We start from the raw sequence: 15,760 nt of genomic DNA, 5'->3' as shown, positions 1-15,760 counted from the left end.
CTTTCGCGCCCGAGACCGGCAACAACGGCTGCAACGCCTGCCACTGCTCATCAGTCAGCTCATGCCTGCGCACCACGGCACAAGATCAAAGCACGTCAGACGAACCAGCTTTGAGGACGGGCCCTAGGGCGGGTTCGGCATCGCGGTCGCCGCGGTGCTGACCGCCGCGGCAGTCGACGCCGGCGGCATCCGGACCGGCGCGGTCGTCACCGTCGGCGGGGCACTGGCGGGGATGGCCCTGGGCCGCCTGGTCTCCCGGCTCGCCGACAGGGCCACGCCGTTCTACCCGATCTGGTTCTGCTTCTGGGTGGAGACCGTGACCGCCGCGCTGCTGTTCAGCTCCGCGACCTGGTGATCAGGTCGCGGAACCACTGCGCGCTCTGCTTCAACGTGCGCTGCTGGGTCTCGTAGTCGACGCGGACGATGCCGAACCGCTTGTCGTACCCGTAGCCCCACTCGAAGTTGTCCATCAACGACCAGGCGAAGTACCCGCGCACGTCCGCACCGGCCCGTACCGCCTCGGCCACCGCCGAGATGTGCGAGGCCAGGTAATCGGCCCTGTCGGCGTCCGCGACGAACCCGTCCTCGTCGGCGGCGTCGTCGAACGCGGCACCGTTCTCGGTGATCACCATCGGCACGCCGTAGTCCTGCTGCAGCCGGACCAGCAGCCGGGTGAGGCCCGACGGCACGATCTCCCAGCCCATCGCGGTGACCGGCAGGCCCTGCGGCACCACCTCGGGCGCGGCCGGGTTGTCGGTCGCCTTGAAGACGTGCGAGGTGTAGTAGTTGACGCCCAGCACGTCCATCGGCGTCGAGATGATCTCCAGGTCGCCGGAGCGGACCGGGATCTCGGCGCCGCGCGCGGCGATGTCGATGAGCACGTCCTCCGGGTAACGGCCGTGCACCAGCGGATCCAGGTAGATCCGGGTGCCGAGGCCGTCCGCGCGGCGAGCCGCGTCGACGTCGCGCGGGTCGTCGGAGGCGGGGGTGGAGACGCCCATGTTCAGCGTGATGCCAAGAGACCCGACACCGCGCGATCGCAGCTCCTGGGACGCCAGGCCGTGGGCCAGCAACAGGTGGTGAACGGCTCGCACGGCCTCGGCGAAGTTCTTGCGGCCCGGCGCGTGGCGGCCCGTGTCGTAGCCGAGCATCGCCGAGCACCACGGCTCGTTCAGCGTCGTCCACGTCGGCACGCGGTCGCCCAGCGCGTCGTGCACTAGGCCCGCGTACTCGGCGAAGCGGTAGGCGGTGTCGCGGTGCGGCCAGCCGCCCGCGTCCTCCAGTTCCTGCGGCAGGTCCCAGTGGTAGAGCGTCAGCCACGGGTCGACGCCCTTCTCCAGCAGCTCGTCGACGAGCCGGGAGTAGAAGTCGACGCCCTTGGGGTTCACCTGTCCGCGGCCGCCCGGCTGGACGCGTGGCCAGGAGACGGAGAAGCGGTACCTGTCGACGCCCAGGCGCGCGATCATCGACACGTCGGCGGGCATGCGGTGGTAGTGGTCGCAGGCGACGTCGCCGGTCTCGCCGTTGGCGACCGCGCCGGGGCGGCGGCAGAAAGTGTCCCAAATGGACGGTGTGCGGCCGTCCTCGTCGTGCGCGCCCTCGATCTGGTAAGCCGAGGTCGCGACGCCCCAGAAGAAGCCGGCCGGCAGACCCTCAGACATGCGCTTCCTCCAACCAGCACGCCACGCGCCGGCGCACCTCGACGGAATCCAGCGACGGCATCCGCTCACCGCACACGTCCATCGCGTGCGGGCAACGCGGGTGGAACGGGCAGCCCGCCGGCATCGAGCGGAGATCCGGCGGCGAACCGGGGATGCCGCGCAGCTCCCGGCGAGGACCGCGCAACGCCGGGAAGGAGCCCAGCAGGCCCTGGCTGTACGGGTGCTTGGCGGCGCGGTAGATCTCCGCCGCGGGAGCCTCCTCCACGACGCGGCCGCCGTACATGATCGCGATGCGGTCGGAGAACTCGACCAGCAGCGAGATGTCGTGGGTGATGAAGACGATCGAGAAGCCGAGCGTCTCGCGCAGCCGCATCATCTGGCCGAGGATCTGCCGCTGCACCACCACGTCCAGCGCGGTGGTGGGCTCGTCCATGATCACGATCTCGGGTTCCAGCGCGAGCGCCATCGCGATCATCACGCGCTGCCGCATGCCGCCGGAGAGCTGGTGCGGGTACGCCGTCAGCCGGTCGACCGGGATGCCCACCAGCGACAGCAGCTCACGGCCACGAGCAGCCCGTTCCTGCCGGGTCATCGCCGGCCGGTGGGTGCGCAGCACGTCGTCGATCTGCGTGCCGACCGAGATCACCGGGTTGAGGGCGTTCATCGCGCCCTGGAACACGATCGCGATCTCGTTCCAGCGCAGCACCTGCAGCTGCTTCTCGGTCAGCGTCAGCAGGTCCTGCCCCTTGAACAGCACCTCGCCGGACGGCACCCGTCCGGGCGGCTGCAGCAGGCGGGTCGCCGCGTAGGCCAGAGTGGACTTGCCGCTGCCGCTCTCCCCCGCCAGGCCGAGAACCTCCCCGGCCCGCAGCGACAGCGAGACGTTGTGCACGGCTCGCAGCGAGCCGTAGTCCACCGAGAGATCGCGGATCTCCAGCACCGGGCTCATGCGCGCACCTTCCGCAGCCGGGGATTCGCGTACTCGTCGATCCCGAAGTTGATCAGTGCCAGGGCCGTGCCGAGCAGTGCGATGCACAGGCCGGCGGGGACGAACCACCACCACGCGCCCTGACCGAGCGCCTGGTTGCTCTGCGCCCAGAACAGGATCGTCCCCCAGTTCCAGGTCGACAGCGACACGACACCGACGAAGGACAGCGTGATCTGCAGCATCACCGCGAAGATCACCGTGCCGACGAACCCGGACGCGATCACCGCCGTCAGGTTCGGCAGCACCTCGAACACGATGATGCGCCAGGTGCGCTCACCGGACGCCCGTGCCGCCTCCACGAAGTCGCGGCGCCGCAACGACATCGTCTGCGCCCGCAGTACTCTGGCGCCCCACGCCCACGCGGTCAGCGAGATCACCGCCGCGATCAGCACGGTGTCCGCCGACGGCAGCATCGACGCCACGATGATGATCAACGGCAAGGCCGGGATGACCAGGAAGACGTTGGACAGCATGGACAACGCCTCGTCGGCCGCGCCACCGAGGAACCCGGCGGTCACCCCGACCAGGATCGACAGGAAGGTCGCGAGCACACCGCACACGAGCCCGACGACCATCACTCCCCTGGTGCCCACGAGCACCTGCGAGAAGATGTCCTGCCCGGTCATCGTCGTGCCGAACCAGTGCGCGCCGGACGGTGGCGACAGCAGGTCGTCTCCCATCTCGGACGGGTCGTAGGGCGCGACCCACTCGCCGATCACCGCGATGATCGTGAAGAAGGCCAGGATCCCCAGGCCCAGCTTGGTCTTGAAGTTCATCGCGGAGTCAGCCCTCCCGCCGGGTGCGCGGGTCGAGCAGCAGGTAGCCGACGTCCGCGAGCAGGTTCGCCACCAGCACCGCCAGTGTGATCACCAGGAACACCCCCTGCATCAGCGGGTAGTCCTTCGCGCCGATGCCCTGGAAGAGCACGTAACCCAGGCCCGGGTACGAGAACACCATCTCCACCAGCAGCGCGCCACCGACGATGAAGCCCAGCGACAACGCGAAACCCGAGATCGAGGGCAGCACGGCGTTGCGCGCGGCGTAGGCGAACATGATCCGCCGCTGCGACAGGCCCTTGGCCCGCGCGACCAGCACGTAGTCCTCCGCCGTGACGGTCACCATCATGTTGCGCATGCCCAGGATCCAGCCGGCCACCGAGCTCACGACGATCGTGATGCCCGGCAGCACGGCGTGTTCCAGGACGCTGCCCGCGAACTCCCAGGAGAACTCCGGCACCAGCCCCGCCGCGTACCCGCCGGACGCAGGGAACAGCGGGAACGTCACGGAGAACACCGAGATCGCGATCAGCCCGAGCCAGAAGTACGGGATCGACGACAGGAACGTCGTCACCGGGATCAGCGTGTCCATCCACGAACCGCGCTTCCACCCCGCGTAGACACCCATGAGCGTGCCCAGCAGGAACGCGATGACCGTCGTGACGCCGACCAGGCCGAGCGTCCACGGCAGCGACTGCGACAGCACGTCGGCGACCGGCGTGGGGAAGAACGTGAACGACAGCCCGAGGTCACCGCGCAGCAGCGTGCCCCAGTAGTCGACGTACTGCTCCCACAACGACTTCTTCTCGTCCAGCCCGAACAGGATGTAGAGCGACGCCATCGCGTCGCTGTTCAGCCGCCCGCCGAGCTTGGTGATCATCGCCTGCACCGGGTCGCCCGGCAGCAGGCGCGGCAGCAGGAAGTTCGCCGTGATCGCCGCCCACAGCGTGATCAGGTAGAACAACCCGCGGCGCAACAGAAAGGTCATGCCGCTGCCCCCGCTGTCTCCACGTAGAGCCAGCACGCCGCCCAGTGGCCGGCCCCGACGTCCGAGCGCGGTGGCGCGTCGATCCAGCACCGCGCCTGGACCTTCGGGCAGCGTGCCGCGAACTGACAGCCCGCCGACACCGCGGCGGCCTCCTCGACGGGTGCGTCCAGCGCTACCACCGACCGTTCCGGATCAGGTGCGGACTCGATCAACAGCTGCGTGTACGGGTGCGCGGGCTGCTGCGTCACGGACTCGCTGTCGCCGCCCTCGACGATCTGGCCGCCGTACATCACGAACGTCTCGTCGGCGAAGTACCGCGCCGACGCGATGTCGTGCGTGATGTAGAGAACCGCGAGCTTGAGGCGTTCCTTCAAGTCCAGCAACAGGTTGAGCACGCCGAGCCGGATCGAGACGTCCAGCATGGACACCGGCTCGTCGGCGAGCAGCACCTCGGGGTGGGCCGCAAGCGCTCGCGCGATGGCGACGCGCTGCCGTTGGCCACCGGAGAGCTCGTGCGGGTAACGCGAGAGGAAGTCGGCGGGCAGCTGCACCCGCTCCATGAGCTCCTCCGGCGTCTCCTGCCGCTTGTGGATCTTCAGCGGCCGGGTCAGGTGGTAGCGGATCGTGTGGATCGGGTTGAGCGATGCGAACGGGTCCTGGAACACCATCTGGACCTTGCGCCGGTACTCCCGGACCCGTCGCACCTTCCTGCCGTCCAGCAGGATCTCCCCCTCGGTGGGCTCCACCAGTCGCGCCAGCAGCTTCGCCACCGTCGACTTGCCCGATCCCGACTCGCCGACGAGGGCGGTCACGCGCCCGCGGCGCAGGACGAGGGAGACGTCCTGCACCGCGCGCACGCGCTTGTAGGTCTTGACCAGACCCTCAGCTTCCAGCACGACTTCGTTCATCAGGCGGCCGGCTTCAGCTTCATGACGATCTGCAGGGCGTTCGGCAAGGTGGCCTGCGGCGGACCGTACGGGTCCTCCTCGGAAGGCCAGCCGACCCAGCTCTTCGTGCTGTACTCGGCACCGATCGGACCCGCGGAGGTCGGGATCATCGGCACCTGCTCCACCATGATCTTCTGCAGCACGGCGAGGCTCTTGGCCCGCGTCGCGTCGTCGGCGGCGTTCGCGTACTCCGCGAGGGCGGCCGTGGCCTCCGGGTTGTTGTAGCGCCCGAAGTTCACCGCGGCGGTCTGCCCGATCGGCTTGATCTCCGCGCCGTCCATGATGTTCTGGTACATCTCGTACGGCGTGGCACCGGTGTTGGTCCAGCGCAGCGAGCCCTGGAAGGCGCCGTTCGCGAAGTCGGTCGTCCACGCGTCCGCGGTCTGCGTGCGCACGGTCGCCTCGATGCCGATCTTCTTCAGGTCACCCTTGATGATGTCCAGCACCGTCAGGTAGTCCGACCAGCCGGACGGGTTGGTCAGCTCGATCGTCACCGGCTTGCCACCGGGTGCCCTGAGCACGCCACCGTCCAAAGTGAACCCGGCGGCGGTCAGCTTCTGCTTCGCCTTGTCGACGTTGACCTCGAACCGCGCGGACTTGTACTCCGGCGCGAGGAACGACTCACCGGCGGGCAACGGCATTCCGGTGGGCGACTCGAGCTTCGGGAACAGGCGCGCCTCACCGCGGACGAAGATCGCCTCGCGGTCGATCACGTCGCTCATCGCCGAGCGCAGCGCGGCGTTGTCGAACGGCGCGACCGTGGTGTTCAGCCACAGGCCGTGGATGCCGAGCCCCGCGGGGAACCACAGCTTGTGGTTCTTCGGGTCCTTGTCGACGTAGAGCTTCTGGTAGTCGGGGATGAAGACGTACGACCACTGGCTCGCGCCCGACGCCAGCGCGGTGGTCTGCGCGGTGTTGTCGTTGTACGAGGTGTACTGGATCTCCGGCACCTTGGGCAGTTCCTGCCAGTACTCGGCGCGCCTGGCGACCGTGACGGTCTGCGAGGTGAACGACTTCACCTGGTACGGGCCGGTGCCGACCGGGTTCGGGTTCGTGTAGGTCGTCGGGTCGGCGACGGTGCTCCAGACGTGCTGGGGCACGATCATCGCGCTGATGACCTTGTTGCGGTTCACGAACTGCGGGGAGGCGAACGTGACCTCGACCTTGCCGTCCGGCGTCGCCGTCGCGGTCTCGACCTTGAGCGAGTCGCGGTTGTTGAGCGCCGGCCACTTCTTCAGGATCTCGTACGAGAAGGCGACGTCAGCGGCGGTGAGCGGCTTGCCGTCGGACCACTTCACGTTCTCCCGGATCGTGAAGGTGACCTTCCTGTAGTTGTCCGCCCAGTCCCACTTGGTCGCGAGCCACGGCACGGGATCCTGGGCCGGCCGCGTGTTGTTCACGAACGCGAGCGGCTCGTAGATCACGTACCGGTAGCCGAGCGAACCCGCTGCCGACGTGGGCAGGAACGGGTTGTGGTTCTCGGTCAGCGGCCCGTTGGGCATGCCCACGGTCAACACGCCGGAGGCCTTGGTGGCGCCACCGGAGGAGCAACCTGTCGCCGCGAGCGCCAGTGCCAACGCGGCGATGATTGTTCTGCGCATGGGGGAGTCTCCCGACACGACGGCGCATGAGAGCGCTCTCTCATGCGTACGGCGAACTCGCCAGACGGCGTGCGGCCGTCTGGCGCGGTTCGTTCAGTTGTGGTGGGTCAGGGCGCGGATTCGCGCACGATCAACGAGGTGGGCAGCACCAGCGGGTGGTCGGGCATCGGCTGTCCCTCGAGCGTGGAGAGCAGCATCCGCGCGGCGGCGGCGCCCATCTCCTGCAGCGGCTGGCGGATCGTCGTCAGCCGGGGTTCGGTGTGTCCCGCGACCGGGACGTCGTCGAAGCCGACCACGGACACGTCACCGGGAACGGTCCTGCCTGCTTCCCGCAGCGCCCGCAGCACCCCGACCGCAGAGAGGTCGTTGTGCGCGAACACCGCGTCGAACGGGATGCCGCTCGCGATGAGCTTGTCGACGGCGAGCTCACCACCTTCCGTGGTGAAGTCGCCGTCGACCACGAGGTCCGGGTGCAGCGTCAGGCCCGCTTCCGCCAAAGCGAGCCGGAACCCGTCCAGCCTCGCCTGCGTGCACCCGAAGTGCGGTGGCCCGGTGACGACGGCGAACCTGCGGCGACCGGCCGCGACGAGATGCCGTGCGACATCAGCGCCTCCCTGCCGGTTCGTCGTCGTCACCGAAGGGAACTCCGGGTGCGAGCCGCGATCGTCGATCATGACGACGGGCAGGCCGGCCCGGTAGAGCGTGGAGATGTAGTGCAGGGCGTCCGGCGGATCGACGACCAGCAGCCCGTCGAAGGCGTTGGCGGACACGTGGTTCGCGAACTGGTTCAGCGACTCCGGCCCGCGGTTCAGCGTGTAGAGCAGCAGCCCGTACCCGTCGGCCTCGAGCGTGTCGACGATGCCCTGCATGACCTCACCCATCCAGGGCCAGGTGAGCGACGGCGCGAGCATGCCGACCGTGCGGGTGCGCCCCCGCGCCAGGCCGACCGCACGTGCGCTGGGCACGTACCCGATCTCGTCGATGACCTTGCGGACGCGCTGCGCGGTCGTCGCGTCCACGTCCGGCTTACCGTTCAGCACACGTGACACGGTCGCTTTGGACACCTGGGCGCGTTGGGCGACCTCTGCGATCGTGACACGCATGCCGAACTTCCTTTCCGCCGCCTCTGGAACCGGTTCCGTAACCGGTTCCGACGAGGTGTGACGGAGTCAACAGCCTGACGTGAGGATTAGTCAAGACTCTTACCCGGACTTCGTGGGAGCGTTTCCACGGCTGCGCACATCTTCGCAGCTCAGACCCGATCGAGTGAACCGAATTGAGACGACTTGATCGAATCCGCGTTCCCGGTACCGCTCGGCCGAACGGCGCAGTCCCTGCCGCAAAAGGATCGGTCGGGAACGACCTGATGATCGTGCAGAATCTCGGTCATGGGGGTTGTCACGGCAGTGAGCCGCAGTGAGGGGTACACGTTCACCAAGCCCGTCCGTTCGAGCATCACGCTGCTCGAGGGCCTCGGCGTCGAGGGCGACGCGCACCAGGGCGTCACGGTGAAGCACCGGTCGCGGGTCAGGCAGGACCCGACGCAGCCGAACCTGCGCCAGGTCCACCTGATGCACGCCGAGCTGTTCGACGAACTGCGGGACAAGGGTTTCGCCGTCGAACCGGGCGAGATCGGCGAGAACGTCACGACGCGCGGCATCGACCTGCTCGACCTGCCCACCGGCACGCGGCTCCACCTCGGCCCGGAGGCGGTCGTCGAGGTGACCGGGCTGCGCAACCCGTGCGTGCAGATCGAGAACTTCTCGGCCGGGCTGCTCAAGGAGGTCGTGAGCAAGGGTCCCGACGGCGAGCTGATCCGGCGCGCGGGAATCATGTCGGTCGTGCTCGTGGGTGGCGTGGTGCGCCCCGGCGACGAGATCCGGGTGGAGCTGCCGCCGGAGCCGCACCGGCCGTTGGAGAAGGTCTAGCTTGAGTTTCAACCGGTTCGGCGTGGTCTCGGGTTGCTGGACGTCTTCCTCTTGCTGCGACTGGGTTTTCGTTTGTTCGCGCTGGTGACGGTGTGGACGTCGTGGCGTGTGGCGGGCTGGTGGTTGGGTGTTCCAGTGGGTCGTCCAGGGCCAGGCCTGGAGGGTTTCGGGACAACGGCCGGACAGGCGAGTTGTGGACGCAGGTTCCGAAACCCTCGTCGGACTCGTGCTGGAGTGAGCCGGCAGGCTGGCCGGGGTTTCTCCCAGGGACGGCGCACATCTTCGGTGAGATCGCGGGCGAGGCGGAGTTGCGTGTAGGCGGCGATCAGCAGCCAGGTCCAGCGATCGGCCGCGTCGGGTGAACGGAGTTTCGGGGTGGTCCAGCCGAGGGTTTGTTCGAGCATGCGGAAGGTGTGCCCGATGTCGAACCGGCGCAGGAACGCCTGCCAGGCCAGATCGACCCCGGTGTGAGCGAGGCCGGTGCGGGAGTGCCAGAGCCACACTGGTTTCGGGATCGCTCCCGATGGCGGTCGCTCGACTTCGAGTCTGATCACGGTGCCTTCCAGGATTGGCAGGTTTCCGGTATGCCCAGCCGGTGTCCCGAAACCTCCCGACCCGGCCCAGGACGCCTCGCCGGACAACCCAACCACCAGCCCGCAGCACGCCACGACGTCCACACCGTCACCAGCACGAACAAACAGAAACCCATACGCGGCAAGAAGACCAAGTCGAGCAACACACGACCACGCCGAACCGGTTAAAACTCGAGCTAGTACCGCAGCCTGTGGTGCAGCGCCCATGCGTCGGCCCCGACGACCAGAGCGACCAGTGCCAGGAACAGGCCGGCCTCGATCGCCTGGAACGACCAGAACCGGTCGTCCGGCTGGAACCCGACGCGGAGCACGACTCCCTGCGCGCGCATGCATTCAGGAATGTTCGTGGTGGTGCAGGCGGCGGGCGAGAACGCGACGGGGTTGCCCGCAGCGTCCACATAGGACGAGCTGACCACCCAGGCACCGGCGGGCGTCTGGCCGTCCGTCGACGTGACCGGCGTCGCGTAGGCAGGGCGCAGCGCGTTGCCCACCAGCACGAGCAGCGGAACGTACGACATCACGGTGATGACCATGGCGGCCAGCGTGTTGCGCACCATCAGGCCGACGGTCGCGCTGAGAGCGAAGGCCAGCGCCGTGTAGGCCCCGAGCGTGAGTCCCTCGATCTCGAACGTCGGCGTCACCAGCCGGCCGCCGTACATCACGGCCCGCAGCGGCGCGGACGCCCACGAGTTGAGCAGTCCCAGCAGGGTCATGCCGGCGATGACCGGCAACCCCGCCACCACGATCTTGCTGGCCCACCACCGGGTCCGGCCGATCGACTGGGTCAGGCTGAACACGTGCGTCCCGTGTTCGATCTCGCGGCCGAAGAGCGGCCCGCCGATGACCGCGCCGAGCAGCACCGGCAGCGCGAGCAGCACGAGACGCAGGTAGTTGACGTACACGCCGTACCGGTCGTCGACGAGCTGAGCGTCGGTGATCGACTGCGCGTCGAACCGCACGAACGTCATCGCTGCGGCCAGTGCGGCGATGATGCCGAGGCTCAGCAGGATCTGCAGCCGTTGCTGCCGCCACGCCACCCAGATCATGCCGCCACCTTCTTCGCGGAACGCAGGTAGGCCAGAGCCAGTTCTTCGAGCGACGGCTCGTTGTTGTCCCAGCCGGGGACGTCGGGGGTGCGGGCGAGCACGGTCGCCTGACGCCCGGTCGTGCGCGCCTCCACGACGCCGTCCGGCAGCACCAGCTCCCGTGAGCCGACCAGAACCCGGTGCTGCGTCAGCAGATCCTCGACGTCTCCCTGCAACCGGACCTGTCCGTCGGCGAGCAGCAGCAGGTGGTCGCACACCCCGTCGAGGTCGGCGATCACGTGCGAGGACAGCAGCACCGTCATGCCCGTCTCGGCGACTTCGGCCAGCACGGTGTGCATGACCTCCTGCCGTGCGATGGGATCGAGGTCGGCCAGCGGTTCGTCGAGCATCACCAGCTCGGGGCGCCTGCCCATCGCGATGGCGAGCGCGACCCGCGTGCGCTGCCCGCCGGACAACGTGCCGACCTTGGCGCCGAACGGCACGTCCGCCTCACGCACGAGACGCCGGGCGTACTGGTCGTCCCAGCCGGGGTTCAGCTTCGCTCCCGCCCTCAGCATGTCGTCGACGGTGAACCCCTTGTACAGCGGCTTGTCCTGTCCCAGGAAGGCGAGGTGCCGGTTCGCTCCGTGCTTGCCGGGCGCCTGCCCCAGCACGTGGATCTCCCCGCTCGTCTGGCGCTGCAGGCCGGTGGCGATGCGCATGAGCGTGCTCTTGCCCGCCCCGTTGGGGCCGATCAGGGCCGCGATCCGGCCGGCGGGCAGCTGGAACGTGCAGTCGCGCAGCCCCCAGCCGCGCCGGTAGCGCATGGTGAGCGCTGTCGCGTCGAGCGCGATCGTGGTCAACGTCCTTCTCCTTCGTAGTGCAGATCAAGCTCTGCTTTGACGAGTGCTTCGACGTACTCGCGGTCGAGCCCGTCCGCCAGTGCCCGCCTCATCCACCCGGCCAGTTCCGCCCGCAACCCGTCCGCGTCCGGCTGCACCGGCGCGGCGGACACGAACGTCCCCACTCCGCGCCGCCCCTCGACGAGCCCCTCGTGTTCCAGCTCCCGATACGCCTTCAGCACGGTGTTCGGGTTGATCGAGGTCGTGGCCACGACCTCCTTCACCGTGGGCAGCTGGTCTCCCGGCAGCAACAACCCCAGTCGCAGCGCGTGTCTCGTCTGGTTGACCAGCTGCTGGTAGGCGGGCACGCCGGAGCGGCGGTCGATCCGGAACTCGATCACCCTTGCCTCTTTATCTAGTTAACTAGTTAAACCACTATCTACTGCGCAGCGGTGTGCCGTCAAGATGTCGCGGAAGGACTCAGTCGACGCCGAAGTGTCCGTCGAGGATCACCGAGATCGTTCGCGGCTTCTCGACCACGGCCAGGTGCGCCGCGTCCCCGACGATGTAGAGGTCGGAGTCCGGCAGCTCGTCCGCGATGTGCCGCGCGTACTCCGGCGGCGTCGCGTGGTCCTGCGCCGCGGCGATCACCACGGTCGGCACGTCGATCTTCACGAGGTCCGGCCGCAGGTCCACGTCCCGGACCGCTTCGGCACAGGCGATGTAGGACGGCACGTCCACTTTCAGCAGTTCCGCGCGGAAGTGCGCGACGACCGCCGGCGAGAACGCGGGGGTGAACCAGCGCGAGACGATCGTGTCCGCGACGGGCTCCATCCCGAAGTCGCGCAGGATGCCGATCCGTTCGTCCCAGCCGGACTTGTCCGGGTGCCAGGCCGTCGTGCACACGAGCGCGAGCCGCGAGATCCGGTCGGTGTGCGCCGCGAGCCACATCCCGACCATCCCGCCCAGTGACACGCCGCAGTAGTACACCTGGCGCAGTTCCAAGTGGTCCAACAGGTCCACGACGTCCGCCGCGAGAGTTTCGATCGTGCAGGGGCCGGACGCCGGCGCGCTCGAACCGTGACCGCGGTGGTCGAAGCGCAGCAGCCGGAACGGGAGCGAGAACTCGCGCCACAGCTCGGTGGTGGTACCGAGTGCGTTGCCCAGCACCAGCACCGGTGCGTCGTCCGGGCCGGTCAGCGTGTGATGCGGGATCACCGGGGGTCACCTCCTCACTCAACGGTGCGAGTCTGCAGGGTGTTTTCCCAGGCCGCACCCCGAATCCACCTCGATCAGCGCTGACGGGCTCGGCCGTAAGCGTGACGGGGCCCCGGGAAACGGCGAACGGACGGGAACCGCTTCGCGTCCCACCACAAACCACCGGCCTGGCCCCCAGCCGTAACACTGTTACGGGGAGCAGAATGAGGGCTTGTCTGCGCCACCGAGCCCACCGGGAAGCCGATGAACTCCGTTGCTCCGTTCGCACACGAAGCCCTGTTCTACCAGGGCGAGGACGAGTTCCTCGCCGGTACGGCCAGATTCGTCGCGGACGGCGTGAGCAGAGGCGAACCCGTGCTGGTCGCGGTACCGGAGGCGAGGATCGTCCTGTTGCGCGAGCGCCTGGGCGACCAGGCCGACCAGGCCGACCAGGTGCACTTCATCGACATGACCGAGGCGGGCCGCAATCCCGGCCGGATCATCCCCGGCGTGCTGATGGCCTTCAGCGCGAGCGCCCCGCAGAGCCGGGTCCGCATGGTGGGGGAACCGGTGTGGCCGGGCCGCAGCGAGCTCGAGTATCCGGCGTGCGTGCAGCACGAGGCGTTGATCAACACGGCGTTCGAAGGGCGCAGGGGCACGCTGCTGTGCACGTACGACGCGGCGTCCCTGCCCGATCACGTGCTGGAGGACGCCATGCGCACGCACCCGGTGATCATCGACGGCTCCAAACGGTTCGCGAGCGAGTGGTACACCGACCCGGCCCGCCTGGCCGACATCTACAACGTCCCGTTACCGCCCCCGCCCAGTTCCGCGGAGCAGCACAACTTCTCCGTCGGCACGCTCGCACACATGCGCAAGGTCGTGACGGCGTACGCGAACTGGTTGCGCCGCGAACAAGTCGACGATCTGGTGCTCGCGGTGAACGAGCTCGCGACGAACAGCATCCTGCACGCGTCCGGGCGCGGGGTGCTGCGGATGTGGCGGGAGGGCGACACCGCTGTGTGTGAGGTGAGCGACTCGGGCAAGGGACTCCCGCCCTCGTTCACCGGTCTGTCGGGCTTCGGGATCGTGATGGTGAACCTGTTGTGTGACCTGGTTCGCACCCACACGAGTCACAGCGGCACCACCGTTCGGGTGTACTTGGGGCCGTAGACAGTCGCCGCCATCTCATAGAAATGCGCCTGACACGCGAACCTGGTTGCCTGGCACATCTATGACGGACCACCTTTCCCCCCTCGACATCGCTTTCCTCGCCATGGAGGGCAACAGCAACCCGTTGCACCTCGGCGCGGTGGCGACCTTCGCGCCCGCCACGCCGGTGCATCCGGCTCGCATCGCCGCCGTGTTGTGCGAACGCGCGCTGGAGATCCCGCGCCTGCGCCAACGCGCCCGCACCTCGTTGCTGGGCGGCGCGCGCTGGGTGGAAGATCCCGGCTTCGCACCAGAGGATCACGTCTTCACGCACCACGTGCGCGGCCGGGAACGGTTCGCCACCTTGGTCTCCCACCTCATGGCGCAGCCGCTGGACCTCGCGCGCCCGCCGTGGGAGCTGCACGTCGTCACCGGTCTGGCCGGTGGGCGGTTCGCGGTCGTGGCCAAGCTGCACCACGCGTTGTGCGACGGCATGAAGGCCGTTGGCCTGGGCCTGCAGCTGTTCGACGCGTCACGGCTGTCCATTCCGGACGCTCCGGCGCCGCCCGCGAGGTCGATCATCCCGTCGCTGCGCGGGATCAAGGACACGCTCGACATCGCCTCGTCGGTGCTGATGAACACCCGCCCGCCGACGTTGAACTCGCCGGTCCTCACGTCGTCGACCCGCCCGCGCCGCGTGGTGATGTCACGCCTGGATCTCGCGGACGTGCACCGAATTCGCCGGGCACACGGCGGCACGGTGAACGACGTGTTGCTGGCGCTGGTCACCGGTGCGCTGCGGCACTGGCTGTCCGCGCACGGCAGCGCCACTCCCTCGTCCGTGGTCCGCGCGTTGATTCCGGTTAACCAGCGCTCACGCTCCGGCGACGCCGCCGCCGGCAACCAGATCTCCGGCTTCCTGGTGTCGCTGCCGGTCGGCGAGCCGGACCCGGTCGAGCGCCTGCGCCGCGTCCGGGAACAGATGGAGTCGGCCAAGGCCGCCGGACCCGATCGCGGCGCGGGCGCGTTGCCGCTGCTCGCCGACAAGGTGCCACCGCTGGTGCACCGCCTCGCCGCGCCCGTCGCCGCCCGGTGCGCACCGCTGCTGTTCGACACGCTGGTGACGTCGGTGCCACTGCCGTCCGTGCCGCTGTCCCTGGACGGCGCCGCGTTGTGCGAGCTGTACCCGGTGGCGCCAGTGGCTCCAGGACACGCGGTGGGCGTCGCGCTGTCCGTGTACCGGTCCTCTGTGCACGTCTGCCTGCACACCAACCAGTCGTGGATGTCCGACGCGCAGTGGCTCGACGGTGTGCTGCGCCGCGAGCTGGCGTCCCTTCAGGACGCGCGCGAGCTTGTGGGTTTGCCGAGGTAGAACGACGGGCAAACCTGGCGCATGGGCAACACCGTGGTCCTCGACGTGGACGGAACCCTGGTCGACACCAACTACCACCACACGGTGGCGTGGCTGCGAGCCTTCCGCAGCGTCGACGTCACCGTGCCCGCGTGGAAGGTGCACCGCTCCATCGGCATGGGCGGCGACCGCCTGGTGGCCGCCGTGGCGGGCGACCAGGTGGAGCGGGACCACGGCGACGCGGTGCGCGACGCGTGGGAACGGTGCTTCGACGAGATGATCGACGAGGTCCAGCCCCTCGAAGGCGCGCACCGGCTGGTCCGCGCCGCCACCGACCTGGGCCTGGCCGTCGTCCTCGCGAGCTCGGGCAAGCGCAAGCACGTCGAGCACTACCTGAAGCTGATCGACCCCGGCGACGTGGCGTGGACGTCAGCCGACGACGTCGAGGACTCGAAGCCGGCGCCAGACCTGATCGAGGTGGCGCTGCGCGAGGTGAAGGGCTCCCGCGCGGTCGTCATCGGCGACTCGGTGTGGGACTGCGAGGCCGCCGGGAGGGCGGGGTTGCCGTCGATCGGGCTGCTGACCGGCGGGTTCGGGGAGGACGAGCTGGTCGACCGCGGGGCTTCCGCGGTGTACGCGGACCTGGACACGTTGCGGGCGGAGCTGACGGACCTGCCGTTCGCCGAGTTCGAGGAGCCGAGCGCCTGAAGG

The 15,760-nt window shown here is 68.7% G+C and carries 16 protein-coding genes; 5 read left to right on the top strand and 11 right to left on the bottom strand.

Annotated features, from left to right (window positions below):
• Positions 1-139 precede the first annotated feature (139 nt).
• The gene (locus tag ABFX45_RS34370) at positions 140-355 is read left to right on the top strand and encodes a DUF4345 family protein (RefSeq protein WP_346134584.1); all 216 of its coding nucleotides are present in this window, start codon (positions 140-142) and stop codon (positions 353-355) included.
• Here the strand turns inward: ABFX45_RS34370 and ABFX45_RS34365 are convergent.
• The 7 genes from ABFX45_RS34365 to ABFX45_RS34335 all read right to left on the bottom strand — a co-directional run bounded on the left by ABFX45_RS34365 (position 336) and on the right by ABFX45_RS34335 (position 8,064).
• Positions 336-1,661 carry a GH1 family beta-glucosidase gene (locus ABFX45_RS34365; RefSeq protein WP_109635557.1) on the bottom strand — a complete coding sequence of 442 codons (1,326 nt, stop codon included), beginning with the start codon at positions 1,659-1,661 and terminating at the stop codon, positions 336-338. The two genes, ABFX45_RS34370 and ABFX45_RS34365, sit on opposite strands and share 20 nt — an antisense overlap.
• The gene (locus tag ABFX45_RS34360) at positions 1,654-2,610 is read right to left on the bottom strand and encodes an ABC transporter ATP-binding protein (RefSeq protein WP_112226106.1); all 957 of its coding nucleotides are present in this window, start codon (positions 2,608-2,610) and stop codon (positions 1,654-1,656) included. Before ABFX45_RS34360 ends, ABFX45_RS34365 begins: the two co-directional genes overlap by 8 nt.
• Complete coding sequence (locus ABFX45_RS34355) at positions 2,607-3,425, bottom strand: ABC transporter permease (RefSeq protein WP_109635551.1); 819 nt, start codon at positions 3,423-3,425, stop codon at positions 2,607-2,609. Before ABFX45_RS34355 ends, ABFX45_RS34360 begins: the two co-directional genes overlap by 4 nt.
• A gap of 7 nt (positions 3,426-3,432) precedes the next feature.
• The gene (locus tag ABFX45_RS34350) at positions 3,433-4,413 is read right to left on the bottom strand and encodes an ABC transporter permease (RefSeq protein ID WP_109635549.1); all 981 of its coding nucleotides are present in this window, start codon (positions 4,411-4,413) and stop codon (positions 3,433-3,435) included.
• Positions 4,410-5,321 carry an ABC transporter ATP-binding protein gene (locus ABFX45_RS34345; protein WP_109635546.1) on the bottom strand — a complete coding sequence of 304 codons (912 nt, stop codon included), beginning with the start codon at positions 5,319-5,321 and terminating at the stop codon, positions 4,410-4,412. The genes ABFX45_RS34350 and ABFX45_RS34345 overlap by 4 nt, the downstream gene beginning before the upstream one ends.
• A complete protein-coding gene (locus tag ABFX45_RS34340) occupies positions 5,321-6,961 on the bottom strand; it encodes an ABC transporter substrate-binding protein (RefSeq protein WP_109635543.1) in 1,641 nt (546 codons plus the stop codon). Before ABFX45_RS34340 ends, ABFX45_RS34345 begins: the two co-directional genes overlap by 1 nt.
• Positions 6,962-7,068: 107 nt before the next feature.
• Positions 7,069-8,064 carry a LacI family DNA-binding transcriptional regulator gene (locus ABFX45_RS34335; protein WP_346134574.1) on the bottom strand — a complete coding sequence of 332 codons (996 nt, stop codon included), beginning with the start codon at positions 8,062-8,064 and terminating at the stop codon, positions 7,069-7,071.
• A gap of 285 nt (positions 8,065-8,349) precedes the next feature.
• On the opposite strand from ABFX45_RS34335, the gene ABFX45_RS34330 reads away from it, so the two are divergent.
• Entirely contained in the window at positions 8,350-8,889 is a 540-nt protein-coding gene (locus tag ABFX45_RS34330; protein WP_346134572.1) for an MOSC domain-containing protein, read from the top strand.
• Between the two features lie 769 nt (positions 8,890-9,658).
• Here the strand turns inward: ABFX45_RS34330 and ABFX45_RS34325 are convergent.
• From ABFX45_RS34325 to ABFX45_RS34310, 4 genes are all read right to left on the bottom strand, one after another.
• Positions 9,659-10,528, bottom strand: coding sequence for an ABC transporter permease (locus ABFX45_RS34325; protein WP_346134571.1), 870 nt, complete (start codon positions 10,526-10,528; stop codon positions 9,659-9,661).
• Complete coding sequence (locus ABFX45_RS34320; protein WP_346134569.1) at positions 10,525-11,370, bottom strand: ABC transporter ATP-binding protein; 846 nt, start codon at positions 11,368-11,370, stop codon at positions 10,525-10,527. Before ABFX45_RS34320 ends, ABFX45_RS34325 begins: the two co-directional genes overlap by 4 nt.
• Positions 11,367-11,750 carry a GntR family transcriptional regulator gene (locus tag ABFX45_RS34315; protein WP_346134567.1) on the bottom strand — a complete coding sequence of 128 codons (384 nt, stop codon included), beginning with the start codon at positions 11,748-11,750 and terminating at the stop codon, positions 11,367-11,369. The genes ABFX45_RS34320 and ABFX45_RS34315 overlap by 4 nt, the downstream gene beginning before the upstream one ends.
• 79 nt (positions 11,751-11,829) lie before the next feature.
• Positions 11,830-12,567 carry an alpha/beta fold hydrolase gene (locus tag ABFX45_RS34310; RefSeq protein ID WP_346134565.1) on the bottom strand — a complete coding sequence of 246 codons (738 nt, stop codon included), beginning with the start codon at positions 12,565-12,567 and terminating at the stop codon, positions 11,830-11,832.
• 243 nt (positions 12,568-12,810) lie between these two features.
• Between ABFX45_RS34310 and ABFX45_RS34305 the strand changes: the two genes are divergently transcribed.
• From ABFX45_RS34305 to ABFX45_RS34295, 3 genes are all read left to right on the top strand, one after another.
• Positions 12,811-13,719 (top strand): anti-sigma factor RsbA family regulatory protein, encoded by a 909-nt coding sequence (locus ABFX45_RS34305; RefSeq protein ID WP_346134563.1) that lies wholly within the window; start codon positions 12,811-12,813, stop codon positions 13,717-13,719.
• Between the two features lie 61 nt (positions 13,720-13,780).
• Positions 13,781-15,070 carry a wax ester/triacylglycerol synthase domain-containing protein gene (locus ABFX45_RS34300; RefSeq protein WP_109635524.1) on the top strand — a complete coding sequence of 430 codons (1,290 nt, stop codon included), beginning with the start codon at positions 13,781-13,783 and terminating at the stop codon, positions 15,068-15,070.
• Between the two features lie 21 nt (positions 15,071-15,091).
• Positions 15,092-15,757: an HAD family hydrolase gene (locus ABFX45_RS34295; RefSeq protein ID WP_109635521.1), complete on the top strand. Its 666-nt coding sequence runs from the start codon at positions 15,092-15,094 to the stop codon at positions 15,755-15,757.
• Positions 15,758-15,760 lie beyond the last annotated feature (3 nt).

Origin of the sequence: Lentzea roselyniae, assembly GCF_039537795.1 — a bacterium.
In the GTDB taxonomy this organism is placed as follows: Bacteria; Actinomycetota; Actinomycetes; order Mycobacteriales; family Pseudonocardiaceae; genus Lentzea; species Lentzea atacamensis.
Note: the sequence above shows the minus strand (reverse complement) of the source record. Positions and strands in the feature narration are given on the sequence as shown.